Annotated in this window: 29 protein-coding genes; 25 read left to right on the forward strand and 4 right to left on the reverse strand. The window is 71.9% G+C overall.

Translation table 11 applies throughout. From position 1 onward, the window contains the following. Positions 1-42: 42 nt before the first annotated feature. Genes AMK21_RS11175 through AMK21_RS37065 form a run of 6 tightly spaced genes read left to right on the forward strand, consistent with a single transcriptional unit; the run spans position 43 to position 4,388 of the window. Positions 43-954, forward strand: a complete 912-nt coding sequence (locus AMK21_RS11175; protein WP_073876678.1) for a NifU family protein — start codon at positions 43-45, stop codon at positions 952-954. Beyond that, a complete protein-coding gene (locus AMK21_RS11180) occupies positions 951-1,607 on the forward strand; it encodes a DUF5947 family protein (RefSeq protein WP_073876680.1) in 657 nt (218 codons plus the stop codon). The genes AMK21_RS11175 and AMK21_RS11180 overlap by 4 nt, the downstream gene beginning before the upstream one ends. Next, positions 1,604-2,269, forward strand: a complete 666-nt coding sequence (locus tag AMK21_RS11185; RefSeq protein WP_073876682.1) for a DUF6084 family protein — start codon at positions 1,604-1,606, stop codon at positions 2,267-2,269. Before AMK21_RS11180 ends, AMK21_RS11185 begins: the two co-directional genes overlap by 4 nt. 1 nt (position 2,270) lies before the next feature. Beyond that, complete coding sequence (locus AMK21_RS11190; protein WP_073876684.1) at positions 2,271-3,695, forward strand: hypothetical protein; 1,425 nt, start codon at positions 2,271-2,273, stop codon at positions 3,693-3,695. Further along, entirely contained in the window at positions 3,692-4,261 is a 570-nt protein-coding gene (locus tag AMK21_RS11195; RefSeq protein ID WP_073876687.1) for a hydrogenase maturation protease, read from the forward strand. Before AMK21_RS11190 ends, AMK21_RS11195 begins: the two co-directional genes overlap by 4 nt. Before the next feature lie 22 nt (positions 4,262-4,283). Then, a complete protein-coding gene (locus AMK21_RS37065; protein ID WP_374194653.1) occupies positions 4,284-4,388 on the forward strand; it encodes a DUF6893 family small protein in 105 nt (34 codons plus the stop codon). On the opposite strand, the gene AMK21_RS11200 is transcribed toward AMK21_RS37065, so the two are convergent. Continuing rightward, on the reverse strand, positions 4,364-4,768 hold the full coding sequence (locus AMK21_RS11200; RefSeq protein WP_073876689.1) for a helix-turn-helix transcriptional regulator: 405 nt from the start codon (positions 4,766-4,768) through the stop codon (positions 4,364-4,366). The genes AMK21_RS37065 and AMK21_RS11200 overlap by 25 nt on opposite strands. 32 nt (positions 4,769-4,800) lie before the next feature. Here AMK21_RS11200 and AMK21_RS11205 point away from each other — a divergent pair, with 32 nt between their 5' ends. The 12 genes from AMK21_RS11205 to AMK21_RS11255 all read left to right on the forward strand — a co-directional run bounded on the left by AMK21_RS11205 (position 4,801) and on the right by AMK21_RS11255 (position 14,937). Then, positions 4,801-5,217 (forward strand): hydrogenase maturation nickel metallochaperone HypA, encoded by a 417-nt coding sequence (locus tag AMK21_RS11205; protein WP_073876830.1) that lies wholly within the window; start codon positions 4,801-4,803, stop codon positions 5,215-5,217. Further along, positions 5,201-5,965, forward strand: coding sequence for a hydrogenase nickel incorporation protein HypB (gene hypB, locus AMK21_RS11210; RefSeq protein ID WP_073876691.1), 765 nt, complete (start codon positions 5,201-5,203; stop codon positions 5,963-5,965). The genes AMK21_RS11205 and hypB overlap by 17 nt, the downstream gene beginning before the upstream one ends. Further along, positions 5,962-8,328, forward strand: coding sequence for a carbamoyltransferase HypF (gene hypF, locus AMK21_RS11215; protein WP_073876693.1), 2,367 nt, complete (start codon positions 5,962-5,964; stop codon positions 8,326-8,328). The genes hypB and hypF overlap by 4 nt, the downstream gene beginning before the upstream one ends. A gap of 14 nt (positions 8,329-8,342) precedes the next feature. Beyond that, entirely contained in the window at positions 8,343-8,678 is a 336-nt protein-coding gene (locus tag AMK21_RS11220) for a HypC/HybG/HupF family hydrogenase formation chaperone (protein WP_073876695.1), read from the forward strand. Next, the gene (gene hypD / locus AMK21_RS11225; RefSeq protein ID WP_073876697.1) at positions 8,675-9,826 is read left to right on the forward strand and encodes a hydrogenase formation protein HypD; all 1,152 of its coding nucleotides are present in this window, start codon (positions 8,675-8,677) and stop codon (positions 9,824-9,826) included. Before AMK21_RS11220 ends, hypD begins: the two co-directional genes overlap by 4 nt. 91 nt (positions 9,827-9,917) lie before the next feature. Beyond that, positions 9,918-10,907 (forward strand): hydrogenase expression/formation protein HypE, encoded by a 990-nt coding sequence (hypE, locus tag AMK21_RS11230; RefSeq protein WP_234421901.1) that lies wholly within the window; start codon positions 9,918-9,920, stop codon positions 10,905-10,907. 137 nt (positions 10,908-11,044) lie between these two features. Next, positions 11,045-11,926, forward strand: coding sequence for a siderophore-interacting protein (locus tag AMK21_RS11235; RefSeq protein ID WP_073876701.1), 882 nt, complete (start codon positions 11,045-11,047; stop codon positions 11,924-11,926). Between the two features lie 132 nt (positions 11,927-12,058). After that, positions 12,059-12,277 carry an MbtH family protein gene (locus AMK21_RS11240; protein WP_073876704.1) on the forward strand — a complete coding sequence of 73 codons (219 nt, stop codon included), beginning with the start codon at positions 12,059-12,061 and terminating at the stop codon, positions 12,275-12,277. A gap of 87 nt (positions 12,278-12,364) precedes the next feature. Next, complete coding sequence (locus tag AMK21_RS11245) at positions 12,365-12,913, forward strand: FABP family protein (RefSeq protein ID WP_073876706.1); 549 nt, start codon at positions 12,365-12,367, stop codon at positions 12,911-12,913. Between the two features lie 91 nt (positions 12,914-13,004). Further along, on the forward strand, positions 13,005-13,430 hold the full coding sequence (locus tag AMK21_RS11250; RefSeq protein ID WP_073876708.1) for a DUF4190 domain-containing protein: 426 nt from the start codon (positions 13,005-13,007) through the stop codon (positions 13,428-13,430). Positions 13,431-13,569: 139 nt separating this feature from the next. Then, positions 13,570-13,647 (forward strand): 50S ribosomal protein bL37, encoded by a 78-nt coding sequence (locus AMK21_RS37070; RefSeq protein WP_370454205.1) that lies wholly within the window; start codon positions 13,570-13,572, stop codon positions 13,645-13,647. Positions 13,648-13,785: 138 nt separating this feature from the next. Next, a complete protein-coding gene (locus tag AMK21_RS11255) occupies positions 13,786-14,937 on the forward strand; it encodes an AI-2E family transporter (RefSeq protein ID WP_073876710.1) in 1,152 nt (383 codons plus the stop codon). Between the two features lie 116 nt (positions 14,938-15,053). Here AMK21_RS11255 and AMK21_RS11260 read toward each other — a convergent pair whose 3' ends face one another. Together AMK21_RS11260 and AMK21_RS11265 are read right to left on the reverse strand one after the other, a co-directional pair. Continuing rightward, entirely contained in the window at positions 15,054-15,695 is a 642-nt protein-coding gene (locus tag AMK21_RS11260) for a ScbR family autoregulator-binding transcription factor (protein ID WP_073876712.1), read from the reverse strand. 116 nt (positions 15,696-15,811) lie between these two features. Further along, on the reverse strand, positions 15,812-16,015 hold the full coding sequence (locus AMK21_RS11265; protein WP_143194858.1) for a hypothetical protein: 204 nt from the start codon (positions 16,013-16,015) through the stop codon (positions 15,812-15,814). 290 nt (positions 16,016-16,305) lie between these two features. Between AMK21_RS11265 and AMK21_RS11270 the strand changes: the two genes are divergently transcribed. Continuing rightward, the gene (locus tag AMK21_RS11270) at positions 16,306-17,220 is read left to right on the forward strand and encodes an AurF N-oxygenase family protein (protein WP_073876715.1); all 915 of its coding nucleotides are present in this window, start codon (positions 16,306-16,308) and stop codon (positions 17,218-17,220) included. Between the two features lie 106 nt (positions 17,221-17,326). Beyond that, positions 17,327-18,979, forward strand: a complete 1,653-nt coding sequence (locus AMK21_RS11275; RefSeq protein ID WP_073876716.1) for an FAD-dependent oxidoreductase — start codon at positions 17,327-17,329, stop codon at positions 18,977-18,979. 196 nt (positions 18,980-19,175) lie between these two features. On the opposite strand, the gene AMK21_RS11280 is transcribed toward AMK21_RS11275, so the two are convergent. After that, positions 19,176-19,619, reverse strand: coding sequence for an SRPBCC family protein (locus tag AMK21_RS11280; protein ID WP_073876717.1), 444 nt, complete (start codon positions 19,617-19,619; stop codon positions 19,176-19,178). A 147-nt stretch (positions 19,620-19,766) separates the two neighbouring features. Here AMK21_RS11280 and AMK21_RS35375 point away from each other — a divergent pair, with 147 nt between their 5' ends. The 5 genes from AMK21_RS35375 to AMK21_RS11300 all read left to right on the forward strand — a co-directional run bounded on the left by AMK21_RS35375 (position 19,767) and on the right by AMK21_RS11300 (position 25,872). Next, positions 19,767-19,922: a DUF6131 family protein gene (locus tag AMK21_RS35375; RefSeq protein ID WP_199863159.1), complete on the forward strand. Its 156-nt coding sequence runs from the start codon at positions 19,767-19,769 to the stop codon at positions 19,920-19,922. Between the two features lie 155 nt (positions 19,923-20,077). Then, the gene (locus tag AMK21_RS11285; protein WP_073876718.1) at positions 20,078-21,538 is read left to right on the forward strand and encodes a WGR domain-containing protein; all 1,461 of its coding nucleotides are present in this window, start codon (positions 20,078-20,080) and stop codon (positions 21,536-21,538) included. A gap of 294 nt (positions 21,539-21,832) precedes the next feature. Further along, positions 21,833-23,953 carry a glycoside hydrolase family 6 protein gene (locus tag AMK21_RS11290; RefSeq protein ID WP_073876719.1) on the forward strand — a complete coding sequence of 707 codons (2,121 nt, stop codon included), beginning with the start codon at positions 21,833-21,835 and terminating at the stop codon, positions 23,951-23,953. Between the two features lie 280 nt (positions 23,954-24,233). Further along, on the forward strand, positions 24,234-25,124 hold the full coding sequence (locus AMK21_RS11295) for an LLM class F420-dependent oxidoreductase (protein WP_073876720.1): 891 nt from the start codon (positions 24,234-24,236) through the stop codon (positions 25,122-25,124). Positions 25,125-25,200: 76 nt separating this feature from the next. Further along, on the forward strand, positions 25,201-25,872 hold the full coding sequence (locus tag AMK21_RS11300) for a DUF5701 family protein (RefSeq protein WP_073876723.1): 672 nt from the start codon (positions 25,201-25,203) through the stop codon (positions 25,870-25,872). The last annotated feature ends 658 nt before the right edge of the window (positions 25,873-26,530 follow it).

Raw genomic sequence — 26,530 nt, forward strand, 5'->3', positions numbered from 1 at the left:
GGGAAAGGCAGCCGACCCCGTAACCCAGGAAAGGGGCCCACGATGGCGGGAGCCGAACCAGGTGCACGCATCGGCGAACTGCTGGACCGACTGGGACGCGAGGCCGGGCCCCAGGCACGCGAGACCGCCGACGAACTCGTGCGCAGCGTCGTCGAGTTCTACGGCGAGGGCCTCGCCCGCGCCGTACGGCTGCTGCGCACCGCCCCGGCCGGGTCCGACCCGCTCGCCGTGCTCACCGCCGACGAACTCGTCGGGGACCTGCTGATCCTGCACGACCTGCACCCCGAGGACACCATGACCCGGGTCGGCCGGGCACTCGACAAGGTCCGCCCCTACCTCGGCTCGCACGCCGGCGACGTCGAGGTCGCCGGACTGGACGTGGAGGCGCCCGAAGGGCCCACCCTGCGGCTGCGGTTGCGCGGCAGCTGCGACGGCTGCCCGTCCTCCACCCAGACCGTGCGCTGGACCATCGAGGAGACCGTCGCCCGCCTCGCGCCGGAGATCGCGCACATCGAGGTGGAGGGGGTGGCCGAGGCTCCCGCCGCCGGTGGACAGCCCCTGCTCCAGATCCTGCCGCACCCGCCCGCCGACGCCCCAGGTGTACCGCCCCCGGCCGCCGACGGGGAACCGCCCCGCTGGCACACCCTCGCCACCCCCGCTCTGCCCGCCCGCGACCACGCCACCCGCGTCGCCGATGTCGAGGGCAACGCGCTCCTGCTCGTCCGGCTCCCCGGCAACCTGTATGCCTACCGCGACCGCTGTCCCGGCTGCGGGGCCGACCTGCGCACCGCCCCTCTCGACGGGGAGTTCCTGAGCTGCGCCGGGTGCGCCGCCCGGTTCGACGTACGGCACGCGGGACGCGGCGAGCAGGCCCACCTGGAGCCCCTGCCGCTCCTGGAGGAGGAGGGAGCCGTCCGGGTCGCGCTGCCCGAGCTGCTGGGGGCCGGACCGTGAGCGCGGGAGTTCTCGCCCAGTTCACCCGGCGGCCACCGCCGCCGGGGGAGCGGTGCGAGCTGTGCGGGGAGCCGCTGCCCGACGAGCACCGGCACCTCGTCGACACCACCCGGCGCTCCCTCAAGTGCTCCTGCCCGCCCTGCCACCTGCTCTTCACCCGGCCCGGAGCGGGGCAAGGGCGCTTCCGGGGCGTCCCGGACCGCTACCTCACCGACCCCGGCTTCACCCTCGGCGCCGACGGCCGGAACCGGCTCCAGATCCCGGTCGGCCTCGCCTTCTTCTTCCACAACTCCGCACTCGACCGGTTCGCCGCCTTCTACCCGAGCCCAGCCGGAGCGACCGAGAGCGAACTCGACCCCGCCACCTGGGACGCGGTCATCGGCGGCACCCGCCTGGCCGGGCTGCTCCAGGACGACGTGGAGGCGCTGCTGCTGCACGCCGAGCGCGGGAAGCCGGCGACCTGCACCCTCGTCCCCATCGACGTCTGCTACGAACTCGTCGGACGGATGCGGCTCCACTGGAAGGGCTTCGACGGCGGAGCCGAGGCCCGCGCGGACATCGAGCGGTTCTTCGGACGCGTGGCCGCCCGCGCGCGACCTCTGCCCGCGGAGGCCGAGGCCTCAGGGGCGGGGAATCCCGGGGGCGCCCCGTGACCGACCTCGACTTCCGGTGCACCGGCGTACGGCCCGAGCCCTTCGGCGCGAGCCCCACGCTCCTGTTCGGCCTGCGCATCGAGGAACTGGACCACCAGCCCGTGCACGCCATCGCCCTGCGCTGCCAGATCCGGATCGAGCCGGCCCAGCGCACCTACGACCCGGACGAGGTCGACATGCTGGGCGACCTGTTCGGCGAGCCCAGCCGCTGGAGCAGCACCCTCAAACCACTCCAGTTCGCCCACGCCTCCATCACCGTGCCCGCCTTCACCGGCACCACCCACGTCGACCTCCCGGTGCCTTGCACGTACGACACCGAGGTCGCCTCCGCCTCGTACTTCCGGGCCCTCGCACGCGGTGAGATACCGCTGCTGATGCTCTTCTCCGGCACGGTCTTCACCGGCCGCAACGGCTTCCGCGCCGAACCGATCCCGTGGCACAAGGAGACGTCCTGCCTGATGCCGGTGGACGTCTGGCGGGAGCTGATCGAGTCCTACTTCCCGGGCACCGGCTGGCTGCGGCTGCGCAAGGACAGCCTGGAGTCCCTGCGCCGCTACCGATCGGCCCGCGCCCTGCCGTCCTGGGAGCAGGTCTTCGAGGAGCTGCTCGCGACAGCGGAAGCGTCGGAAGCGAAGGCGACGGAAGCGAAGGGGGCGGAGTGAGATGACCGACTCGGACCTGCTGTCGTCGCCCGGAACTCTCGACGACGCCCTCGACCAGGCCCGTACGGTCGCCGACGCCGTGCTCTTCGAGGGGTACGTCCTCTACCCGTACCGCGCCTCGTCCGCGAAGAACCAAATGCGCTGGCAGTTCGGCGTCCTCGTCCCACCCGCCTGCACGGCACAGGGCGGGGAGTACGCGGAGCAGCGCACCGACATCCTCCTCGAACCCCGCACCGGCGACCGGCTCCACGCCGAACTGCGTTTCCTGCACGTCCGGCGGCGGACCGTCGAACGCCTCGACCCCGACGGCACCTACACCGAGGTGCCCGAACTGGAGCTGTCCGACCGGGTCCTGGTCCCCTGGGACGAGGGCCACGAGGAGCGCATCCGGTTCCACGCGCCCCTCGCCGAACTGACGGGGAAGCAGGCCCACACCCGTATCGTCACCTTCGACCTGCCGCCCGCCGTCGAGCACGAACCCGTGCTGGACGCCGAGGGCCGGACCCTGGGGCGGCTCGTACGGCGACGGGCGCGGCTGGCCGGCGTGATCCGGCCCCGGGCCGAGCAACTCCCCGGCCCCTACCGGGTGTCACGCCTCACCGTCACCGTGCACAACACCACCGACGCACCGGCCGGCGACCGGACGACGGCCCTCCCGCACAGCATGATCGGCGCCCACCTGCTGCTCGCCGTCGAGGGCGGCAGGTTCCTGTCGATGACGGACCCGCCCGAGTGGGCCCGGCCCGCCGTCGCGGAGCTGCGCAACGACCACACATGGCCGGTGCTCGCGGGCCCGGCCGGTCGCGGGGACCTCGTCCTCTCCTCGCCGATCATCCTGGAGGACCATCCCGTCCTCGCCGACGAGAGCCCCGGCCCCCTGTACGACGCCACGGAGATCGACGAGATCCTCTCGCTGCGCACCGCCGCCCTCACCGAGCGGGAGAAGCGGGAGGCGCGCGGCACCGACGACCGGGCCGCCGAGGTCATCGACCTGGTCGACTCCATGCCCGAGGAGGTGCGGGAGCGGCTGCACGGAGCGATCCGGGGGCTGCGCGAGGTGACGGAGGCCCCCGGCCCGCCCGCCGAAGGGCTCACCCTCCCCGAAGGCACCGGGCACCCCTGGTGGGACCCGCAGCAGGACCTCGAAGCGGCCGACGCGCCCACCACCATCCCCATAGACGGTGAGGCCGTCGGCCAGGGCTCCCGGGTCCTCCTCACCCCGGGGGCCCGCCGCACGGACGCCCAGGACACGTTCCTGCGGGGCTGCCGGGCCACCGTCGAAGCCGTGGTCGCGGACCTCGACGGGGAACTGCACCTCGCCGTCGTCCTGGACGACGACCCCGGCACCGACATCCGCCGCGAGCAGGGCCGTTTCCTCTACTTCAAGCCGGACGAGGTGGCGCCGCTGCGGGAGGAGGAGCCATGAGCGGTACGGAGGCACCTGAGCGCACGCTCGTCGCCGGGGTCGGCAACATCTTCCTCCAGGACGACGGCTTCGGGGTGGAGACGGTCCGGCGGCTCGGCGCCCTTGCCCCGTCCCGTCTGTCGCCCGGCACCGAACTGATGGACGCCGGAATCCGCGGGGTGCACCTCGCCTACCGGCTCCTGGAGGGCTACCGCACCCTCGTCCTGGTCGACCTGGTGAGCCGGGGCTCCCCGCCCGGCACGCTGTACACGATCGACGTCGGGCCGCGGCCCCCGGACACCGAGCACCGGCCCGGGCCCCTCGACACCCACGCGATGGACCCCGCCACCGTGCTCGGCCTGCTGCACGACCTGCACGCCGGCGCGGGCGGCACGCTCCCCGACGAGGTGTACGTCGTCGGCTGCGAACCCCGGGACACGGGGGAGGGGATCGGGCTCAGCCCGCCCGTCGAGGAAGCGGTGGAACCGGCGGTGGAGCTCGTACTCGGCCTGCTGTCGCGGCGCGCCGCCCCCGTACCGGATCCCGGACCCGACTCCGTACCGGATCCGGTACCGCGGAAGAACTGAGATCACGACGTTGGAGGACAGGATGCACTGGATGTGGATCGGCGTCGCCGCGGGCCTCGCGGCCGTCTACGGCGTCGCCAGGAACCTGCCCGATGTCCGCCGCTACCTGCGCATGCGCCGGATGTAGTCCCCGTGTCCGGAGTGGTGCGGGTGCTCGTCCCCGCCGCCGACGTCCTCCAGCTGCACATAGCGCTCGAGGAAGAGATGGAGGGTGCTGTGCAGTTCTCCCAGCCGGACGAACCACAGGGCGAGGTTCATGGCGCCCTGCGGAGTGATGGCGTACACGCGCCGGGCGGGGCCGGAGGCGGAGGCGCACCACTGCGAGGTGACCTCGCCGCACTTCTCCATCGACCGCAGCAGCCGGTAGACATGGGCCGACTCGGCCTCCTCCCAGCCGAACGCGCCCAGGCGCTGCACGAGCTCGTAGCCGTGACCCCGGCGCTCGGCCAGGAGCAGGAGCAGGACCGGGGTGAGCAGCGCTCGCCGTTCGACCTCGTGAACAGGCATGGTCCTTTCAGGGTAGCCAGGGGGTGAGCGCCGTGCATGAGCTGTCCATCGCGATGGCCGTCGTCGACCAGGTCGGGAGCGCCGTCCGCGAGCAGGGCGCGGGGGCCGCCCGGGTGCGGTCGCTGACCCTGCGGGTCGGGGAGCTGTCCGGTGTGGTGCCCGAGGCGCTGGACTTCTCCTTCGGCGTGGCGGCCGAGGGCACTGTGCTGGCGGACGCCCGGCTGCTGATCGAGACTGTTGAGGGAAGGGCCCGCTGCGAGGACTGCGGCCGGGACACCGCGACCGGGATGCCCCCGGATCTGTGGTGCGGCGCCTGCGAGCAGGCGATGAGCCTGACCGGCGGGCGCGAACTGGAGATCGCCCGAGTCGTCCTTGACGACGTCCCCCCGGACGACGGGGACCGGCACGGGGAAGACGTACCGGAGGCGAGCCATGTGCCGCACCGTTGACCTGCATCAGGCCGTGCTGGCGAAGAACGACACCAACGCGTCGGAGCTGCGCCGCACCCTGGACGGTCGCGGCACCACGGCCGTCAACCTCATGTCCAGCCCCGGCAGCGGCAAGACCGCTCTCCTGGAGGTACTGCTGACCCGTGCCGTCGCCGGGGGCACCCCGGCCGCCGCCGTCACCGCCGACCTCGCCACCGAGAACGACGCGACGCGCCTCGCCCGCTCGGGAGCCCCCGTCCAGCAGATCCTCACCGACGGGCTCTGCCACCTGGAGGCGGGCATGCTCGGGGCCAGGCTGGAGGGCTGGCTGCCGGAGGGGACCCGGCTGCTGTTCGTCGAGAACGTCGGCAATCTCGTCTGCCCCGCCTCCTACGACCTCGGCGAGACCCTGCGGATCGCGCTCGCGTCGGTGACCGAGGGCGAGGACAAGCCGGTGAAGTACCCGGCGGCCTTCGGGCTCGCACACCTGGTGGTGGTGACCAAGACCGACCTCGCCGAGGCGGTGGAGTTCCGGCGGCAGGACTTCCTGCGCGGCGTGCAGCAGGTCAACCCGGGCGTGCCCGTCATCGAGACCTCCGCCAGGACCGGCGAGGGCGTCGACGCGCTGCTCGCCCATGTCCTGCGGGCGGCGGACGGCCGCGAACTCCATACGCCGGTGCTCGCGCGGCACCACGAGAAGCACCTGCACCACCACCAGGACACTCCTTCGGCCGGCCTCTCCCCCTCACCCGCCGGAACCCCGCGATGACCCCGGCGACCCCGCAGGACCGGGTCCGCCGCCACCTCACCGTGCGCGGCGCGGTCCAGGGCGTCGGCTTCCGGCCGTTCGTCTACACGCTGGCCGAGGAGCACGGCCTCACCGGCTGGGTCACCAACGACGCCGACGGCGTACGCACGGAGGTCGAGGGTCCGGTGGCGGCGGTCGACGCCTTCACCGAGGCGATCGGCACCCGCGCACCCCCGCTCGCCGTCGTCGAGTCGGTCGAGCCGCGCCCCGTTCCCGTCCTCAACGACGGTTCAGGCTTCACCATCCGCCCCTCCGCCTCCTCCGGCACCGGCCGCACCCTGATCCCGCCGGACACCGCGACCTGCGACGCCTGTCTCGCCGAACTTGCGGACCCGGCCGACCGGCGTCACCGCCACCCGTTCATCACGTGCACCCACTGCGGCCCCCGCTTCACCGTCGTCACCGGCCTGCCCTACGACCGGCCCCGCACGACCATGGCCGGGTTCCCGATGTGCCCCGACTGCGCCCGCGAGTACGCCGACCCCGCCGACCGCCGCTTCCACGCCCAGCCGATCGCCTGCCCGGCCTGCGGTCCCCGCCTCGCCCTGCGCCGGGGCCAGGACGACCGGGCAGCGCTGCACGGCGGCGAGGCGCTCGCGGAGGCCCGCCGGATGCTGGCGGCGGGCGCGGTGGTCGCGGTGAAGGGGATCGGCGGCTACCACCTGGCCTGCGACGCGGGCGACCCCACCGCCGTACGCACCCTGCGCAAGCGCAAGAACCGGGGCGGCAAACCCTTCGCCGTCCTCGCGGACTCCCTGGAGACCGTCCACCGCCTCGCCAGGGTCGACGCGGCCGAACGCGACCTCCTCACCGGCCCCCGTAAGCCGGTCGTCCTGCTGCGCCGCCACGACGCGCCGTCCATCGAGGTGGCGCCCGGTGTCGCGCCCGGCAGCCCCGACCTCGGTGTGATGCTCCCGTACGCGCCGCTGCACCGCCTCCTCCTCGGCCTGCCCGGCGATCCGCCCGGGCCGCCGGTCCTCGTCATGACCAGCGGGAACCGATCCGGCGAGCCGATCGTCACCGGTGACGCCGAGGCGCTCGCCCGGCTCGACGGGCTTGCCGACGCCTGGCTCCAGCACGACCGGCCGATCCACGTGCCCTGCGACGACTCGGTGGTCCGGATCTGTGCTGGGGCCGAACTCCCGGTCCGCCGCTCGCGCGGCTACGCCCCGATGCCGCTCGCCCTGCCGCTGCCCGTCCAGCCGGCCCTCGCGGTCGGCGGCGACCTGAAGAACACCTTCTGCGCCGCCGACGACCGCTACGCCTGGCTCTCCGCCCACGTCGGCGACATGGACGACCTCTCCACCCTCACCGCCTTCGAGAAGGCCACCGCCCACCTCACCGGCCTGACCACCGTCACCCCGCGCCTGCTGATCGCCGACCGCCACCCCGGCTACCGCTCCACCCAGTGGGCCCGCCGCACCGCCGAGGCGCGCGGCCTGCCCCTCCGCCAGGTCCAGCACCACCACGCCCACGTCGCCTCCACCATGGCCGAGCACGGGCTCGACGGCACCGCGCCCGTCATCGGCATCGCCTTCGACGGCACCGGGTACGGCGACGACGGGGCGGTCTGGGGCGGCGAGGTGCTCATCGCGGACTACGACGGCTTCCAGCGGTTCGCCCACCTCCGTTACGTACCCCTGCCCGGCGGTGACGCCGCCGTCCGCAACCCGTACCGGATGGCGCTCTCCCACCTGCGCGCCGCCGGGGTGCCGTGGTCGGACGGGCTGCCGTGCGCCGCCATCGCCCCGCCCGGCGAACGGCGGCTCCTGGAGCGGCAGTTGGAGCGCGGACTGAACTGCGTCCCCACCTCCAGCATGGGCCGCCTCTTCGACGCGGTCTCCTCGCTCGCGGGGGTCTGCCACCGGGTGGAGTACGAGGCCGAGGCCGCCATGCGCCTGGAGAACGCGGCGCTGGGCGCTCCGGACGACGTCGGCGACGACGGGCGCGAGCGCGCGTACGGGTTCATCCTGGGAGCAGAGCCGGGCGGGCCGGGACTGCCCCTGATCGCCGACCCGTCATCGGTCCTGGCGGCCGCCGCGGCGGACGTCCTGGCCGGTGCACCGGCCCCGGCCGTGGCCCGCCGCTTCCACCGGGCGGTGACCGGGCTCGTCCGTGACGTGTGCGCGGCGGCCCGGCGGCGTACGGGCATCGCCACCGTGGCCCTGACCGGAGGCGTGTTCTGCAACGCCCTGCTGACGGAGGGCTGTTCGGTCGGCCTGGAGGAGGACGGCTTCACCGTACTGAGACACCGCAAGGTGCCCCCCAACGACGGCGGGCTCGCGCTCGGACAGCTGATGGTCGCCGCCCGGACGAAGGAGTGAGGGAGGAGAGCGCCATGTGTCTGGCCGTACCCGGCCGAGTGCTGGAGATCGAGGAACGCGACGCCACGCGGATGGCCAAGGTCGACTTCGGCGGCGTCGTCAAGGAGGTCTGCCTGGAGTACGTCCCCGACATGCAGGTGGGGGACTACGCCATCGTCCACGTCGGATTCGCCCTGCAACGGCTCGACGAGGAGTCGGCGCGCCAGACCCTGGAACTCTTCGAGAACCTGGGCGTCCTGGAGGAGGAGTTCGGCGACCACTGGGGCAAGGCGGCCAGGGACGCGGGCGCCGAACGCCCGGCAGGAACCGGACTCCCCGCCCACGGAAACGAGAAGGAGGCACGGTCATGAAGTATCTCGACGAGTTCAGCGACCCGGTCCTCGCGAAGCGGCTCTTCGACGACATCCGGGCCCTCACCACCCGGCCCTGGTCCCTCATGGAGGTCTGCGGCGGACAGACGCACTCGATCATCCGCCACGGCATCGACCAGCTGCTCCCCGACGGGATCCGGCTGATCCACGGCCCCGGCTGCCCGGTCTGCGTCACCCCGCTCGAGATCATCGACAAGGCCCTGGAGATCGCCTCACGCCCCGACGTGATCTTCTGCTCGTTCGGCGACATGCTCCGCGTCCCTGGCAGCGGCCGCGACCTGTTCCAGGTCAAGAGCGAGGGCGCGGACGTGCGCGTGGTCTACTCCCCGCTGGACGCCCTGCGCATCGCCCAGGAGAACCCCGAGAAGCAGGTCGTCTTCTTCGGCATCGGCTTCGAGACCACCGCCCCGCCCAACGCGATGACGGTCTACCAGGCGAGGAAGCTCTCCATCCCCAACTTCAGCCTGCTGGTCTCCCACGTACGCGTGCCCCCGGCGATCGACGCGATCATGAACTCGCCGGACTGCCAGGTGCAGGCGTTCCTCGCCGCCGGACACGTCTGCACGGTCATGGGCACCAAGGAGTACCCGGACCTCGCCGCTCAGCACAAGGTCCCCATCGTGGTGACCGGCTTCGAGCCGCTGGACATCCTCGAAGGCATCCGGCGGGCCGTCCGGCAGCTGGAGGCGGGCGAGCACACCGTCGAGAACGCCTACCCGCGTGCTGTCAACGAACAGGGCAGCCCCGCCGCCCAGGCGATGCTGGCCGACGTCTTCGAGGTCACCGACCGCTCCTGGCGCGGCATCGGGATGATCCCGCTGAGCGGCTGGCGGCTGTCGCCCAAGTACCGGGAGTACGACGCCGAGCACCGGTTCTCCGTCACCGGCATCGAGACCGAGGAGTCCACGGTCTGCCGCAGCGGTGAGGTCCTCCAGGGGCTCCTCAAGCCGCACGAGTGCGCCGCGTTCGGCAAGGAGTGCACCCCGCGCAACCCGCTGGGCGCCACGATGGTCTCCAGTGAGGGCGCGTGCGCGGCGTACTACCTGTACCGGCGTCTGGAGGCTCCGACGAAGAACGCCCCGGCCAAGAAGGAAGTCCCGGCCAAGGAGGCGAGTTCCGTTGGCTGACACGGCTCCCGCCTCTGCCTCCTCCTCGGCCCCCGCCGACTTCTCCGGCTGGACCTGCCCCGCGCCCCTGCGCGACCACGAACGCATCGTCATGGGCCACGGCGGCGGCGGGACGCTCTCCGCCGAGCTGGTGGAGCACCTCTTCGCCCCGGCCTTCGGCAGCGACGTCCTCGCCGAACTGGGCGACTCCGCGCACCTGACGATGGGCGGCGCCAGGCTCGCCTTCTCCACCGACTCCTTCGTCGTCCGGCCGCTGTTCTTCCCCGGCGGGTCCATCGGCGACCTCGCCGTCAACGGGACGGTCAACGACCTCGCCATGGTCGGGGCCGTCCCCGCCTACCTCTCCTGCGGCTTCATCCTGGAGGAGGGCATCGAACTCTCCGTCGTCGGCCGGGTCGCCCAGGCGCTCGGCGACGCCGCGCGCACCGCCGGAGTGACCGTGGCGACCGGTGACACCAAGGTCGTCGACGCCGGACACGGCGACGGGATCTTCATCAACACCGCCGGGATCGGGCTGGTCCCCGACGGCGTCGACATCCGCCCCGGGCGTGCCGCCCCCGGGGACGCGGTCCTGGTCAGCGGTCAGATCGGGGTCCACGGCGTCGCCATCATGAGCGTGCGCGAAGGGCTGGAGTTCGGCGTCGAGATCCAGAGCGACACCGCCTCCCTGGCCGGCATGGTGGCCGACATGCTCGCCGTCTGCCAGGACCTCCACGTGCTGCGCGACCCCACCCGGGGCGGCCTGGCCACCTCGCTCAACGAGATCGCCGGGGCCGCCGGCATCGGCATCACCCTCGACGAGCGCTCCCTCCCCGTTCCCGACACCGTCGCCAACGCCTGCTCCTTCCTCGGCCTCGACCCCCTGTACGTCGCCAACGAGGGCAAACTCGTCGCCTTCGTACCGCCCGACCACGCCGACGCCGTCCTGGAGGCGATGCGCGCCCATCCGCTCGGCAAGGAGTCGGTGCGGATCGGGACCTGCGTCGAGGACCACCCCGGCATGGTCGTGGCCGCCACCGGCCTCGGCGGAACCCGGGTGGTGGACATGCCCCTCGGTGAGCAACTGCCGCGGATCTGCTGACACCTGCCGTGCGGCGGGGGAACCCCGGGCGGTATCGAACAACCCGCCATGGAAGGTTAGGCTGACCTAAGTCTTCGGACCGGCCTCAAGGCGAACGCCCGGGGCTGCCGACCGCCGCGTACGAAGGGGGCACGCCCATGACGATCCACCGAGCCGTCGTCGCCCGAGTCCAGCCGCTCACCGCGACGATGACCCGCGTCACGCTGCACGGTGAAGGTCTGACCGGCTTCGAGTCCACCGGGGTCGGCGACGAATACGTACGCCTCTTCTTCCCGCACGGCCCCGACCGCTCGGACCTCTCCCTGCCCATCACCACGGAGAAGGGCTGGGAGACGCCCGAGGGCCGGCCCGTCGCCCCGATGCGTACGTACACCGTGCGGGCGGTCCGCCCGGAGAGCCGGGAGATCGACGTCGACTTCGTGCTGCACGACCACGGTGTGGCCTCGACCTGGGTGGCCGGCGCGCAGCCCGGGGACGTTCTCGGTGTGAACGACCCGACCGGCCTCTACAGCCCCCCGGACGACCTCTCCTGGCAGGTGCTGCTCGCCGACCAGACCGGGCTGCCCGCCGTGGCCCGCCTGCTGGAGAACACCCCCGACGGGGTCGCCACCCGCGTGGTCGTCGAACTCCCCGGCCCCGAGGCCGTCCAGCCGCTGCCCGGCGCCAAGGTCACCTGGACCTACGGCGGCAACGGCCGCGGGGCCAGCCGACTGGCTGAGCTGGTGAGCGCAGCGATCCCGCCCGGCACGGACATGGCCGGCGGCTACGTCTGGGTCGCCGGCGAGACCAACGCGCTGCGCACCGTACGTCGTTACCTGCGCAAGGAGCTGGGGCTGCCCGCCACCCGGTTCAAGGTCGTCGGCTACTGGATCCCGGAAGCCGACAGCTGGAACGAGCGGTACGAGGCCCTGCCCGACGCGGTCCGCGCCGAGCTGGTGGCCCTCTGGGACGACCCGGTCGACGACGAGGAAGACCGCGCCATCCGGTACGAGGCGCGCCTGAGCGACCTTGGGCTGTGACGGCAATCTCCCTGATGCGCAGGGGAGTTGCCGGATTCGGTGGGTCGCCCGAGGGGATGGTGGGTAGGGTCGCAGTCGTTGAAGTAAAGGTAGCCTTACCCTTTGCTCAAGGCCTGAGTTCAAGGAGGATCGGTGACCAACCCGTTCGAGGACGAGAACGGCACCTACCTGGTGCTCGTCAACGACGAGGGGCAGCACTCCCTGTGGCCCTCCTTCGCGGAGGTGCCCGGCGGCTGGACCGTGGCGCACCCCGAGGGCACCCGCCAGGCCTGCCTCGACTACGTGGAGCAGAACTGGACCGACCTGCGGCCCAGGAGCCTGAAGGAGAGCATGGCGGCCGATCCGGCTTGAGCCGCACCGGCGCCACGCACGCCACGCAGAGCGATGCCCCTAGGCTGCCACCGGCACGAGAACCGGCAGCGACCCAGGAGTACGCCCATGTCCCAAACCGCCCCGCAGCACCCGTACCCCGATGCCTTCCGGGCGGACGAAGGACCGGCACCGCACGCACTCCTCGCACCGGTGCTCGGGCTGCTGGGCACCTGGACGGGGAGCGGGCGGGGCGGATACCCGACGCTCGACGAGGAGTTCGCCTACGCGCAGGAGATCACCTTCAGCCATGACGGACGCCCCTTCCTCCACTACGCGTCGCGTGCCTGGCTGGTCGACGCGGACGGGCGGCCCCTGCGGCCCTCGGCCCGGGAGAGCGGCTGGTGGCGGCTCCAGCCGGAAGGGCGGGTGGAAGCGCTGATCACCCAGCCCACCGGCATCGCGGAGATCGCGGTCGGCCGGGCCGGCGACGGCACCGTCGACCTCGCCTCCCACGAAGTGGCGCTCGCCCCCACCGCCAAGCAGGTCGAAGCCACCCGCCGCCGCTACACCCTGGCCGGCGATGAGACCCTCACCTTCGTCCACGACCTCGCGGCGGTCGGACAGCCGCTCCAGCACCACCTGACGGCGGAGTTCCGGCGGTGTTCGAAGGGCTGACCCGGGACCGGCGGGGATAGATCGGATTTGCATACGGAGGGTCTTCTGGGGCATATGGACAGGACAACTTTTGGTAAGGAGTTCGTATCCGATGTCCATGCCCAGTTACCCTCAGCAGCCGAACGCGGACCAGGCGCAGTACGGCGCGCAGTACGGCGCTCCGGAACCCGCCAGGAGCAACGGTTTCGCGGTCACCGCTCTTGTCCTGGGCCTGCTCGCCTGCCTCTTCTTCTGGACGGTCGTCGGCGGGCTCCTTCTCGGCCTGCTCGCGCTGGTGTTCGGCGTCCTCGGGGCGCTCCGGGCCCGCCAGGGGAGGGCCCCGCGCAAGGGCATGGCGATCGCCGGTGCCGTCCTCGGCGCACTGGGCCTGGTCGGCTCGGCCGTCGTCCTCGTCATCGGCATATCCGTCGTGAACTCCGGGTCGTTCCAGGACTTCGAGGACTGCGTGGGGAGCGCGAACAGCCAGGCCGAAGAGGACCGCTGCGCAGAGGACTTCGGCGAGAGTCTTTTCAAGTGACCTCGAACGGCGGGGCGGCGGTTTGCGGCCGCGGCCCGAGTTTGTGACGGTAGGGGCGAGGAGTGGTCTTCCTCACCGCAGGACCCGATGGTCCGGCGGACCATGTGTGCCCAACCGAGCAGAGGAAGAGGAGGGTTCGATGTCCTCGAAGCGACGTCGTAAGAAGAAGGCCCGCCGCAAGAACGGCGCCAACCACGGCAAGCGCCCGCAGAGCTGAGGCCGGCCCGGGGGTCCGAGGGGCAGCACCGCACGGTGCTGCCCCTCGGACCTGTTCCGGGCCGGCGCCACGGGGGCCCGGCACCCCGGTCGGACGCCGATGCGGGGGAGAGGCCGGAGCACTCGTAGGGTGGCTCCCATGTCTGCCACGTTGAGCTCCGAAAAGACCGCGGCCGCGCTCCGCAGATCGGCACGCGTCTCGGTCGAACTGCTGCTGGTCCTGTTGATGGCCGCCGTCGTCCTGTGGCTTCTGGGCCGGACGTGGCCGGTGGTGTGGCCCCTCATAGTGGGTCTGCTTCTCACCACCCTGACCTGGCCGTTCGCCCGCTTCCTGCGCCGCCGCGGGTGGCGTCCCGCACCGGCCGCGGCGCTGGTGACCGTGCTGTTCGTCCTGGTCGGAACCGGCATCGTGGCGCTGATCGCGATCCCGGTGGCCTCCCAGTCGGGTCAGCTCGCCGACGGAGTCGTCGAGGGCATCGGCAGGCTGCGCGAGTGGGCCGCCGGACCGCCGCTGAACATCAGCGACGACCAGATCACGGGCGCCTTCGACGCCGCTGTCGACCGCATCGAGAACAGTGTGGGCAGCGTGGTCACCACGGCGGTCACCGGGGTGAGTACCGTCTTCAGCGGCCTGATCACCGCTGTGCTGTCGCTCTTTCTGATGTTCTTCTTCCTCAAGGACGGCCCGCGCTTCCTCCCCTGGCTCGCCCGCCAGCTGCCCGGCCGGCTCGCCACCGACGTCCCGGTCGTGGCCGAGCGCTGCTGGGACACGCTCGGTTCGTTCGTGCGGTCCCAGGCCTTCGTGGGCCTCCTCGACGCCGTCTTCATCGGCATCGGCCTGTGGATCCTGGGCGTCCCCCTGGTGCTCCCGCTGGCGGTGCTGACGTTCGTCTCCGCGTTCGTGCCGATCGTCGGCGCGGTCTTCGCCGGCCTCGTCGCGGTCCTCATCGCGCTGGTCTCCAACGGCCTGACGGACGCGCTGATCGTGCTGGCGATCATCGTCGCCGTGCAGCAGCTGGAGGGCAACGTCTTCCAGCCCATGATCCAGAGCCGCGGGCTCGGCCTGCACGCCGCGGTGGTCCTGCTCGCGGTGACGCTCGGCGGCAGTCTGGCCGGTGTCGTGGGGAGCCTGCTCGCGGTCCCGGTGGCCGCGCTGATCGCCGTGATCTGGAACTACCTGCGCGAACAGCTCAGTGACCCGCAGGAGGGGCCGGAGCAGCAGGGCGGGGAACCGGAGCCGGGACCCGCCTCGGACGGCAGCCCCGACGCCGACGCCCCTGTTCCCGCGTGACGCGGTCCCGGCCGGGCCCGGTGGCGTAACCCCCTCCCCGCCGGGGCCCTCGGCTTCGCCACCTGGCGCGGACCCTGCCGGGCCACCTCGGCAGCCGCTGCGGCCCACGGTCCGGGTCACCGCCGCCGGGCTGTACCTGTGGGACGTGGCGCGCCCAGGCGCAGCCGGGTGAGGACGGCCGCGCGGGCGAGGCCGGGCATGGTGAGGGCCCACATGGCGCTGACCTGCTGGTGCAGGCCGTCCCGCTCGGCCAGGGCGAGGGAGAGCATCTGTACGCCGCTGTAGCAGCCCACGATGGTCCGGGAGGCCTCCACGGGTTCGACGTGGTTCTGGAGTTCACCGGCCGCGCGGGCGGATTCGAGAACGGCTGTGACGGCTCCCAGCGGGCCCGCGTAGCTCTCGGCGGTCTGGTAGGGGCCCGGCTCGATGCTGAGGCGTACGGCGGCTCGCAGGACGGGGTCCTCCAGGAGGCCGGCGGTGTAATGGTGGCTGATGTCGATCAGGGCCTGAAGCCAGAAGGTGGGAACCGGGCCCGATGCTGTCTGCTCGGCGACCTGTTGGAAGTAGGTGTGCTGGTGGGCCAGGATCGCGTCGCCGAGCTGTTCCTTGGACTCGAAGTGGTGGTAGAAGCCGCCGCGCGAGACCTGGGCGAGGCGCTGGATCTCCGGTGTCGTCGCGCCTGCGTAGCCGTCCCGGTCGATGATCACACCGGCGGCCTCGACGATCCGCTGAACGGTCTGCTCCCCGCGGTCCTGCATCGTCACGCCTCCCTGAGCCGCTACCGACGCTACCCGGAGCCCGGGCAACCCGCTCCCGCTGCGGGGCCGGGTGTCGGACGTCGGCGTACTCCGGGGGCCCCGTCCGGTCGCTCCCGTCAGTTGAACAGGTGACTTATGCCGCCCTGGCCATCTGCTCCGTTCCAGATCACGGCCCCCAGCCAGAAGGGGAACCAGAAGATCCGCTCCGGCAGTACGGGGGCGGCGGCGAACCAGGCGAACGGCAGAACCGTGAAGAACAGGCAGCAGGAGAGACGCCTCCTGCCGTAGGCGCGCGACTGTCCTGTCGGGTGTGTGGACATCTCGCGACGGTAGGCCGTACGCACAAGCCGAGCATGAGTAGCCGTACTCAGTTCGCCGTTGCGAGACTCCGCCTCGCGGCGCGCCGGGTCGTGGAGAGCTCGTACAGATTCCTCGCACGGGTCTAGGCCCGCACTCCCCTCTTGCTATACCTTGCGTCTAATAAGCTTGCTAGACGTCACGTCTAACAAGCGGGGCGGCGCTCGGCGGCCATCGATCTCATCGGGCGGGAACGCGATGAGGGGCAGGCCGGGCGGCGCCGGGCCGATCTCTCGAGTCAAGGAGCCGCACCATGTCAAGCAGCACCGTTCGGCCGGAGGACCAGGACCGGCTCGCCGAGCAGGACGTCGCCCGACGACTGCTCGACTCGGCCGCCAAACTGTCGTACGACCCGGCCACCCAGGTGGACTGGGAGACCCCGCTCGACCCGGACCACCACGGCGCCAGCCCCGAGTGGTCCACGCTCTACGGCACCGCGTACTGGAACGAGTTGACCGACGCCCAGCGCAAGGCGCTCACCCGCCAGGAAGCGGCGTCCGTCGCCAGCACGGGCATCTGGTTCGAGATGATCCTCCAGCAGATGGTGCTCCGCGACATGTACGCCAAGGACCCGACCGACCCCCGGTTCCAGTGGGCGCTCACCGAGGTCGCCGACGAGTGCCGCCACTCGATCATGTTCGCCCGGGGCGCCGCGAAGCTGGGCGCACCGGCCTACCGGCCGCGCCGCCCCGTGGTGGAGCTGGGGCGCGCCTTCAAGACCCTGGCCTTCGGCGAGGCGGCCTACGCGGCGATACTCGTGGCCGAGGAAGTCCTCGACGTGATGCAGCGTGACTGGATGCGGGACGAGCGGGTCGCGCCCTTCGTCCGCACCATCAACAACATCCATGTCGTGGAGGAGTCGCGGCACATGAAGTTCGCCCGCGACGAGACCCGCAAACGGCTCCGGAACGCGGGCGCGGTACGCCGCCAGCTCAACGCGATCGTGGTGGCCATCGCCTCGTACTACATCGTCACCAGCATGGTGAACCGCGACGTCTACGCCAACGCCGGTCTGGACCCCCAGCGGGCCCGCGCCGAGGCGAAGGCCAACGAGCACCACAAGTCGCTGATGCGCTCCAGCTGTTCGGGGCTGATGGAGTTCCTGAACTCGGCCCGGCTGCTGACCAGGCCGGCGCTGTTCTTCTACCAGCGCGCCTCGCTGATCTGATCCGGGCCCGGCGCCCCGGGCCGACGCCGGGAGCGGACGGCCCGCGCCGGAGACCGCAGCCGATGATCCACGCCGTCGATCCCCGACCACGACCCGAGACGACGAGATGACCTACGCCATCACCCAGACCTGCTGCTCCGACGCCACCTGCGTCGCCGTCTGCCCCGTCAACTGCATCCATCCGACCCCCGAGGAGCGGGAGTTCGGCAGCACGGAGATGCTCTACGTCGACCCGGAGACCTGCATCGACTGCGGGGCCTGCGCCGACGCCTGCCCGGTCGACGCGATCTTCCCGGTGGACAGCCTCTTCGGAGCGCAGAGGGAGTACGCCGCCATCAACGCGGCCTACTTCACCGACCGGGAGCCCGAACCCGCCCCCGCCGGACCGAACTTCCACGTCTGGGGCGAGCCCACCTTCGAGCGCAGCCTGCCCGCCGACTTCGCCCCGATCCGGGTGGCGGTCGTCGGCACCGGACCGGCCGGCATGTACGCCGCCGAGGACCTGCTGCTCCACACCGACGCCGAGGTGACCCTGGTCGACCGGCTGCCCGTGGCGGGCGGCCTCGTCCGCTACGGCGTGGCGCCCGACCACCCGGCGACGAAGAAGGTCGGCGAGACCTTCGCCCGGTTCCACTCCCACCCCCGGGTCCGGATGCACCTGGGCGTCGAGGTCGGCAAGGACATCACGGCCCAGGAGCTCGCCGCCCACCATGACGCGGTGATCTACGCGGTCGGCGCCTCCACCGACCGCCGGCTCGGCATCCCGGGGGAGGACCTGCCCGGCAGCGCCTCGGCCACCTCGTTCGTGTCCTGGTACAACGCCCACCCGGAGGCGGCCCCCGAGTCGGTGAGCCTGACCGCGCAACGCGTGGTCGTCGTCGGCAACGGCAACGTCGCCCTCGACGTGGCGCGCATCCTCGTCGCGGATCCGGACGCGCTGGCCTCCACCGACATCGCCGACCACGCGCTCGCGGCGCTGCGGGGATCGAAGGTCCGTGAGGTGGTCCTGCTGGGGCGGCGCGGCCCCGAGGACGCGGCCTGCACCGCCTCCGAGCTGCTCGCCCTGAAGCACCTGCCGGGTGTCGGCCTCGTCGTCGACGACCACGACCCCAGGACCGGGGCCGCGATCGAGGGGGTGGCGCCGGGCGGGAAGGCGGCGCTGCTGCGGGACGTGGAGCGCCGGGAGGTGGACTGGTCGCGGCCGCCGGAGCCCGGCCGGCGCATCGTCTTCCGCTTCCACTCCGCCCCGACGGAGGCGCTGGGCGAGGACCGCGTCACGGCCGTGCGCGTGACGTCGGGGGCGGGTGAGCGGGACATCCCGGCGGGCCTGCTGCTGCGGGCGGTCGGCTACCGGGGTGTGGCCGTTCCGGGTCTCCCCTTCGACGAGGCGTCCGGGACCGTACCGCACGAGGGGGGCCGGGTGAGCGGCATGGCCGGGACGTACGTCGTCGGCTGGATCAAGCGCGGCCCTTCGGGCGGCATCGGCGCCAACCGCACCTGCGCGGCCGAGACCGTCGGAACGTTGCTGGCCGACGCCGTGGCGGGCGCCCTGCCCTCCCCGGACCGCCCGTCCACGGCGTTCCGCCGCCTCGTCCGCAGCCGTGGCCGGGACGTCGTCGACGCCCGGGGGCTGGCCGCCATCGACCGGGCGGAGACGGCCCGCGGCCGCGAGCACGGCCGCCCGCGCGTCAAGCTCGGCACGGTTCCCGCCCTGGTCGCGGCGGCGAAGGGCCCCCGCCGCTGGAAGACGACGACCTGAGCCGGTTCCGCCCAAGCCCAGGCCCCACCGGTCGGTGAACCGGTGGGGCCTGGGCGATTCGTGCAGACAGGAGGGGAGCGCCTGCATGAACTCGGGTCAGGGGGTCTCGTACCCGCTGAGCGCCGGATTGCACCTGGAAGCGTGCGTGGGGTGCGGCACGCGGGTCGGCGCCTCGTGACGAGGTGCGCGGCGGCGGTCAGCGGGTTTCGGGACTTCCGCCGGACGCTGTCAGCTCGGCCAGCTTCTGGAATTCCCCGAGATCGTAGTTGGCGAGCGCCGAATCGAGGTTGGTGAGCGCCCCGAGGTGTTCCACGAATCCCTGCGGGTCGTATTCGATCTGGAGCGCGACCCGGCTGGAACGGTCGTCGAGCCGGTGGAATGTCACCGCCCCGGCGTGATGGACGCCTTCGGTCGTCTTCCAGGCGATGCGGTTCTCGGGCACCACCTCGGTCAGCTCCGCGACGAACCCCTTGTCCGCCCCGGGCAGCGACAGCTGCCAGGCGAAACGCCGCTCGTCCAGCGGGTCGACCCGCTGCACATGGCTCAGGAACCTCGGCCACTGGGTGACATCGCTCCACAGCGCCCAGGTGACGGAGACCGGCGCCTGGATGTCGACGGTCTCGACGATGGAGGAGGACATGCACGACCACCTTGCTTTCCCTCGGGTACGGCTTGGGCTCTCTGGTACCCGCATCCTGTGGGCCCACGCGAAGCCGTCCGACGTGAACCGACAGAAAACCTTTATGAGGCGCATACTCGAAGTAGTCGGCATTGTTTGGAGGGCTCCATGATTGTCCTCGGTGTCATTCTTCTGGTGATCGGCCTGATCGCCGGCATTTCCATCCTCTGGACCATCGGCGTCATTCTCGTGGCCATCGGTCTGGTGCTCTGGGTCCTGGGCGCGACGGGCCGCGCGGTGGGCGGAAGGCGCCACTACTGGTAGCCCGCCGGGCGAGGAGCCCGCACACCCCCCCATGATCGTCGCCGCCGCTCTTGTACGGGAGCGGCGGCGACGGACGTTGTCAGTGCCTTCTCCTACGGTGTGAGCAGTGAGACCCGCCGGAACGGCCGCGGGTCCACCCTGGGGAGGGGTCTGCCATGTCTGCCGCGTCCACCACCGTGCCGACGACGACGTATCTGGAGCTGTCGCAGGAAGGCGCCGGCGCGCACAAGTTCTACGAGGTGACCGTCGACGGCCTCGTGGTGACGGTGCGCTACGGGCGGATCGGTGCCGCCGGACAGGTCCAGACATCGACGTTCCCCACGGTCGCCAAGGCGCAGGCCGCGGCCGCGAGGAAGGTGGGGGAGAAGGTCCGCAAGGGCTACGCCCCGGCCGTCCCCGGGCAACGCGCGCCACGGGCCGTGACCCGCCGCCAGGTGACATCGGTCCCCTCCACCGCGCGCGCCGTGGCCCCCGTGCTGTGGCGCTTCCGCACCGGCTCCTCCGCGTTCGGCATCCACGTCGACGACGAGCGGTGCTGGGTCGGCAACCAGGCTGGCGATGTCTACACCCTGGACCACGAGGGCGGCGTCCTCGCCCGCTTCAGCCTCCCCGACGGCGTGAAGTGCCTGGTCGCCGACGACTTCTGGATCTACGCGGGCTGTGACGACGGCCGGGTCTACGACCTCTCCTCCAAGCTGCCCTTCGCGGCGTACGACATCGCGGCGGACGTCGACATCTTCTGGCTGGACATCCACGAGGGCCTGCTGAACGTCTCGGACCGCGCCGGCCGGCTGACCGTCATCGACCACGAGGACGAGCACCAGTGGGCGCGCCGCAGCCAGGGCGAGCACGCCTGGATGGTCCGCGCCGACGACCGGGCGGTCTACCACGGCCACCACCGCGGCGTCACCGCCTACGCCCCGGACGGCGGCGGAGAGTTGTGGCACACGCCCACCCGCGGCGGCGTCCTGTTCGGCTGGCAGGAGGACGACGCGGTGTACGCGGGGACGGCGCACCGGGTGGTCCAGCGGCTGGCGAAGGCGACCGGCGCGATCGAGGCCACGTACGCCTGCGACAGCGCGGTCTACTCGTGCGCCACCTCGCCCGGCGGGCGGTTCGTCTTCGCGGGTGATGCCTCGTCCTCCGTGTACTGCTTCGACCAGGCCGGTACGCGCCTGTGGAAGCTTGGTACGGGCGGCGGGTCGGCGCTGTCCATGCAGTACCGCGAGGGGCGGCTCTACCTGGTGACGACCGATGGTGCGCTGGTCTGCGTGGACGCGGGCGAGGCGGCCATCTCCGAGGCCCAGCAGGGCACGGTGCCCGCGCCCCGGGACGTGAAGCTGGCCGCGGCGCTGCCGACCTACGAGCCCGCCACGGCCGCGGCCGCGGTCACCACCGTGACCCAGGCCCCCGCCGGGTCTGTCGTCGTGGAGTGTGTCCAGGACACCGGCGGCCGCATCCGGGTGCACGTGGTCTCCGGCGGCTACGACACCTCCTGGAACGTCCAGTTCCCCCGCGCGATACGGCAGCCCGGCGCGCGGTACGTCGTGGACGCCCTGCACGCGGCGGCCGGCGGCTTCTACCGGGTGCGGGGTGACATCCGCCGACTGCAGTGAGCGATGCCTGACGGTGGGCCGGCAGGCCCGGTCCACCGTCAGGGGAGGGTGCATCCTCGTGGACAGCGCCTCGATCGCCCGATGGGAGCGCTTCCATGCCTCCGAAGCGCCTTCAGTACGAGGTGATTGAGTCGGACTGCTTGACATGTACCGGCAGTCACGTCACCTTGGGAGCGCTCCCACAGTTCGTTCCCGCACCACCTCGCATGCCTTACCTCCTGAGCACCATGTACGCCCTGAGCCCGTCCGCCACGTCAGGCCGTGGCGGACGTACGAGAGGAGCACGGAGCCGCAATGAGAAGCAGAGGCACCACCCCGCCCGCACCGCGCAGACGAGCTGTCGCCGCACTGGCCGCCCTGGTCATGGGCGCGTCCCTCGCGATCGCGTTACCCGGCCAGGCATCGGCCGCCGCCCGCGTCGACAACCCCTACGTCGGCGCCACCGCCTATGTGAACCCCGACTGGTCCGCCAGGGCCGCCGCCGAACCGGGCGGCGGCGTCATCGCGGACGAGCCGTCCTTCGTCTGGATGGACCGCATCGCCGCGATCGGCGGTACCCCCGGCGCGCGAGGCCTGCGCGCACACCTCGACACGGCCGTGAGCCAGGGCGCCGACCTCTTCCAGGTCGTCATCTACAACCTCCCCGGCCGGGACTGCGCCGCCCTCGCCTCCAACGGAGAGCTCGGCCCCACCGAACTCGGCCGCTACAAGAGCGACTACATCGACCCGATCGCCGCCATCCTCGGTGACCCCGCCTACGCGAGCCTGCGCATCGTCACCCTCATCGAACCCGACTCGCTGCCCAACCTTGTCACCAACGCGGGCGGCACCGCCGGGTCGACGCCCGAGTGCGCCACGATGAAGGCGAACGGGAACTACGAGAAGGGCATCGGGTACGCCCTCCACACGCTCGGCGCCCTCCCCAACGTCTACAACTACGTCGACGCGGCCCACCACGGCTGGCTCGGCTGGGACTCCAACTTCGTGCCCGCGGCCGAGCAGTTCAAGAAGGCCGCCACGGTCGAAGGCGCCTCCGTCGCCGACGTGCACGGCTTCATCGTGAACACGGCCAACTACTCGGCCCTCAAGGAACCCCACTTCAAGGTGACGGACTCCGTGAACGGGACCACGGTGCGCCAGTCCTCCTGGGTCGACTGGAACTACTACGTGGACGAGCTCTCGTTCGCCCAGGCCCTGCGCACCGAGCTGGTCCGCCAGGGCTTCGCCTCCGACATCGGCATGCTGATCGACACCGCCCGCAACGGCTGGGGCGGCCCTTCCCGGCCCACCGGCCCCGGGCCGCTGACCAGTGTCAACGCCTACGTCGACGGCAGCCGCACCGACCGCCGCATCCACGCGGGCAACTGGTGCAACCAGAGCGGTGCGGGCGTCGGCGAGCGCCCGACGACCGCCCCCGAGCCCGGGATCGACGCCTACGTCTGGGCCAAGCCGCCGGGTGAGTCCGACGGCAGCAGCAAGCCCGTCGACAACGACGAGGGCAAGGGCTTCGACCGGATGTGCGACCCCACGTACACCGGCAACGGCCGCAACGGCTTCAACCTGACGGGCGCCCTGCCCGACGCCCCGGTCGCCGGGCACTGGTTCTCCAGCCAGTTCCAGGAGCTTCTCCGCAACGCCAACCCGCCGCTCGACGGCGGCAACGGCGGCGAGCAGGACACCCAGCCCCCGACCGCACCCACGGCGCTGCGGGCCACGGCCAAGTCCAGCAGCAGCGTCACCCTGGCCTGGACCGCGTCCACCGACAACAGGGCGGTCACCGGGTACGACATCCTCCGCGGTGGCGCGGTCGTGGGCTCCACCGCCTCGACCACCTTCACCGACACCGGCCTGAGCGCGTCGACGGCCTACAGCTACACGGTCCGGGCCAAGGACGCGGCGGGCAACGTATCGGCCGCGTCGGCAGCCCTGCCGGTCACCACCGAGGCTGGCGGGGGCACCGGCACGGGCACCCTCAAGGTCCAGTACCGCAACACCGACTCCTCCCCGACCGACAACCAGATACGGATGTCCCTCCAGCTGGTCAACACCGGGACGACCGCCGTGGACCTGTCCACGGTGACCGCCCGCTACTGGTTCACCCCTGACGCCGGAGCGAGCACCTTCGCCACCTCCTGCGACTGGGCGGTACTCGGCTGCGGCAATGTGAAACACGGCGTACGTGCGGCAAGCGCACCGGCCGTCGGCGCCAGCCACTACCTGGAAGTCGGCTTCGGCAGCGGAACCCTGGCGGCGGGCGCCGCGACCGGAGAGATCCAGTTGCGGATCAACAAGAGCGACTGGTCGTCCTTCCAGGAGGCCGACGACTACAGCCGCGCCACCAACACCGCCTTCGCCGACGCCCCGAAGATCGGCGTCTACATCGGCTCCACCCTCAGCTGGGGCACCGCTCCCTGACCGGCCAACGCGATCAACTGCCCCTCTCCCGCCGCACGGTGGGGGAGGGGCAGCCGCGTCTGTTCACGCGAGTGCAAAGCCGTGCGCCTGTCCCGAGCCGGCGAAGCGCGCCTACCGTGGACGGGTGACCCTCGCACATCGGCGGAGCGCCCCCAGACCGAGGCCGCCCCCCGCCTGGCTCCGTCCTCGACCCGCTCCCCATGCCCGCGCACCGCTGCGCCGTACGGCTGAGCGGGTCGCTCGCCGGGAATACTGTGGCCGGGTGACGGTTGATCACCCCATGACTTCCTTTACGCACGAGGCATTCGGACGGGTCGGCATCTGGAGCAGCGCCCTGCACGGCGCGCGGACGGACGACGCGGGCAGGAAGGCGATCGCGGAGGCGGTCGCCGAGATCGAAGAGCTGGGGTACGGCACCCTCTGGATCGGCGGCAGCCCCTCACCCGACGACGCCGCAGCCGTCGTCGTCGCCACCCGTACGGTGACGGTGGCCACCGGCATCCTGAACATCTGGAGCCACACCGCCGAGGAGGTGGCCGCCCGGATCGCCGCTGTCGAAGAGGCCGCGCGCGGGCGCTTCGTCCTCGGCCTGGGCGTCAGCCACGGTCCGATGGTGCCGCAGTACGCCAAGCCGTACAGCGCGATGGTGGCCTACCTCGACGCGCTGGACGCGGCGACCTTGTCCGTGGAGCCCGGAGAGCGGGTCCTGGCGGCGCTCGGCCCGAAGATGCTGAAGCTCGCGGCCGACCGGTCGCTGGGCGCACACCCCTATCTCGTCACCACCGGGCACACGGCCGAGGCCCGCGAGGCGCTCGGCCCAGACGCCCTGCTCGCCCCCGAGCTGACGGTCGTGCTCGACACCGACCTGGACCGCGCCCGCACCACCGCGCGGAACATGCTGGAGATGTACCTCCAGCTCCCCAACTACACCGACAACCTGCTGCGGCTGGGGTTCGCGGAGAGCGACTTCGAGGGCGGCGGCAGCGTCCGTCTCCTCGACGCCCTCTTCGCACTGGGCGACGCCGAGCACGTGAAGTCCCGGACCCGGGAGTACCTCGACGCGGGCGCCGACCATGTGGCGCTCCAGGTGCTCACCGCCGACGAGGGCGGCGCCGGACTGCCCCGGGCCCAGTGGCGGGAGCTGGCCGAGGCGTTCGGCGACGAGCTGTAGAGAGACTGCGGGAATATCCCGGTCGGCGGCCTTGTCCAAACAGGGTCCCCTTCACGCCGTCACCGCTGGGAGCATCGTGCCCGAGACCGCGCCCGTCACCTCCACCGTCCGTCCGGAACTGCCGGCGCTTCCCGCGCAGGCCGAGCGGCTGATCGAGCTGGGGGTCCATGAGCTCGCCGGACTGACCGCGACCGAGCTGCGCTCCTTCGCCCAGGCCGCCGAGGTCACCGAGGACGGCGAGCGCACCCTGCTCGCCGTCCACCCAGGCCGGGCCCCTGCCTCCGCGCTCGCCCCGCTGCTCCGTCGAGAGAGCAAGCCGGGCTTCGTCGTCACCGACATGCCCGATGTCGATCTCTTCACGCCGCTGGAAGACCTCGCCCTGCCGGATGCGCCCCTCTACCTCCTCACCGGCATCGACCGCGGCGACCAGATGGCCAACTGGAGCCCCAACGAGGCACTGCCCGCCCTCGGTGAACAGGGGCGCACTCCGCTGGTGCTGACCGAGGGCATCCACTGGGTGCTCCAGCAGCCTGCCGCGCTGGAGCGCAACCACTGCTTCATGACGATCGGTTCGCGGCTCCGCAAGGCCAACGGTGCCCTGGACGCCCGCACCCCGGCCCTCTGGATCAGCAACGGGACCGGACGGGACGGCAGCGAGCGGCGGAACGCCCCGAAGGTGGGCTGGTGCTGGGCGGGCAACCGGCACACCTGGCTGGGCTTCGCCTCCGCGACAGGGCGCCGGCTCTGAGGAGGGCTTGAGGCCATGCGTCAGCCTTCGCAAGATTGTCCCGATTGTTTCTGAGATGTCGGGATCCCTAGGGTGTCGGCCTGCTGGGACATGCCCGTCCCGGGACGAGGGACAGGCGGCCGGGGCGGCAGCGGCGGCCAGGACGGAAGGAAGCCGCCACCGGGGCAGGCGCAGCACCCGACGACGAGGCCGCCCGCAGACTGGGCGCGGAGCTGCGGGCGCTCCAACAGTGCTCCGGACGCACCTTGCGCGACCTGGAGACCCGCGTACCCCGCCCCTGGCCATGGCACCGCGTCACCCGCGGCGAGGATCTTCGTCAGCCGTGCCACCGGCGCCTGCCTGAGCCACGGTGGGAAAGGGCTGAGGTACATGGGCTGTTCAGGCTCCGCCACGTAGAAGTGGTCGTTCACCACCGGCCCGCCGACTCGGTCGAGGTCAGGAGCGTGGCCACCGGGGCATGCCTGGACGACAGTGCCGCCCGCGGGCCTGCGAGCGCTGCCGTGCACCGGTACGAGCCGCCAGTAGTGGGGCTGACGGCTCGTACCGGACGGGCGGTCCTCCCGCGCACCGCGTCCGGGCGTGGAGGTCCTGGGCCGAAGGATCGCCTTCATGGATTCCTCGCGCCACCGTCCCAGCAGCTAGTAGTGCTTGGTCATGT

The sequence above is a fragment of the Streptomyces sp. CB00316 genome (assembly GCF_001905595.1).
Classification (GTDB): domain Bacteria; phylum Actinomycetota; class Actinomycetes; order Streptomycetales; family Streptomycetaceae; genus Streptomyces.

What these genes read in the sequence shown, in the direction of transcription:
- AMK21_RS11175 (WP_073876678.1), top strand. Translation starts at nt 43, where the DNA reads ATGGCGGGAGCCGAACCAGGTGCACGCATCGGCGAACTGCTGGACCGA.
- AMK21_RS11190 (WP_073876684.1), top strand. Translation starts at nt 2,271, where the DNA reads ATGACCGACTCGGACCTGCTGTCGTCGCCCGGAACTCTCGACGACGCC.
- AMK21_RS11195 (WP_073876687.1), top strand. Translation starts at nt 3,692, where the DNA reads ATGAGCGGTACGGAGGCACCTGAGCGCACGCTCGTCGCCGGGGTCGGC.
- AMK21_RS37065 (WP_374194653.1), top strand. Translation starts at nt 4,284, where the DNA reads ATGCACTGGATGTGGATCGGCGTCGCCGCGGGCCTCGCGGCCGTCTAC.
- AMK21_RS11200 (WP_073876689.1), bottom strand. Translation starts at nt 4,768, where the DNA reads ATGCCTGTTCACGAGGTCGAACGGCGAGCGCTGCTCACCCCGGTCCTG.
- hypB (WP_073876691.1), top strand. Translation starts at nt 5,201, where the DNA reads ATGTGCCGCACCGTTGACCTGCATCAGGCCGTGCTGGCGAAGAACGAC.
- hypF (WP_073876693.1), top strand. Translation starts at nt 5,962, where the DNA reads ATGACCCCGGCGACCCCGCAGGACCGGGTCCGCCGCCACCTCACCGTG.
- AMK21_RS11220 (WP_073876695.1), top strand. Translation starts at nt 8,343, where the DNA reads ATGTGTCTGGCCGTACCCGGCCGAGTGCTGGAGATCGAGGAACGCGAC.
- hypD (WP_073876697.1), top strand. Translation starts at nt 8,675, where the DNA reads ATGAAGTATCTCGACGAGTTCAGCGACCCGGTCCTCGCGAAGCGGCTC.
- hypE (WP_234421901.1), top strand. Translation starts at nt 9,918, where the DNA reads ATGGGCCACGGCGGCGGCGGGACGCTCTCCGCCGAGCTGGTGGAGCAC.
- AMK21_RS11235 (WP_073876701.1), top strand. Translation starts at nt 11,045, where the DNA reads ATGACGATCCACCGAGCCGTCGTCGCCCGAGTCCAGCCGCTCACCGCG.
- AMK21_RS11245 (WP_073876706.1), top strand. Translation starts at nt 12,365, where the DNA reads ATGTCCCAAACCGCCCCGCAGCACCCGTACCCCGATGCCTTCCGGGCG.
- AMK21_RS11250 (WP_073876708.1), top strand. Translation starts at nt 13,005, where the DNA reads ATGTCCATGCCCAGTTACCCTCAGCAGCCGAACGCGGACCAGGCGCAG.
- AMK21_RS37070 (WP_370454205.1), top strand. Translation starts at nt 13,570, where the DNA reads ATGTCCTCGAAGCGACGTCGTAAGAAGAAGGCCCGCCGCAAGAACGGC.
- AMK21_RS11255 (WP_073876710.1), top strand. Translation starts at nt 13,786, where the DNA reads ATGTCTGCCACGTTGAGCTCCGAAAAGACCGCGGCCGCGCTCCGCAGA.
- AMK21_RS11260 (WP_073876712.1), bottom strand. Translation starts at nt 15,695, where the DNA reads ATGCAGGACCGCGGGGAGCAGACCGTTCAGCGGATCGTCGAGGCCGCC.
- AMK21_RS11265 (WP_143194858.1), bottom strand. Translation starts at nt 16,015, where the DNA reads ATGTCCACACACCCGACAGGACAGTCGCGCGCCTACGGCAGGAGGCGT.
- AMK21_RS11270 (WP_073876715.1), top strand. Translation starts at nt 16,306, where the DNA reads ATGTCAAGCAGCACCGTTCGGCCGGAGGACCAGGACCGGCTCGCCGAG.
- AMK21_RS11275 (WP_073876716.1), top strand. Translation starts at nt 17,327, where the DNA reads ATGACCTACGCCATCACCCAGACCTGCTGCTCCGACGCCACCTGCGTC.
- AMK21_RS11280 (WP_073876717.1), bottom strand. Translation starts at nt 19,619, where the DNA reads ATGTCCTCCTCCATCGTCGAGACCGTCGACATCCAGGCGCCGGTCTCC.
- AMK21_RS35375 (WP_199863159.1), top strand. Translation starts at nt 19,767, where the DNA reads ATGATTGTCCTCGGTGTCATTCTTCTGGTGATCGGCCTGATCGCCGGC.
- AMK21_RS11285 (WP_073876718.1), top strand. Translation starts at nt 20,078, where the DNA reads ATGTCTGCCGCGTCCACCACCGTGCCGACGACGACGTATCTGGAGCTG.
- AMK21_RS11290 (WP_073876719.1), top strand. Translation starts at nt 21,833, where the DNA reads ATGAGAAGCAGAGGCACCACCCCGCCCGCACCGCGCAGACGAGCTGTC.
- AMK21_RS11295 (WP_073876720.1), top strand. Translation starts at nt 24,234, where the DNA reads ATGACTTCCTTTACGCACGAGGCATTCGGACGGGTCGGCATCTGGAGC.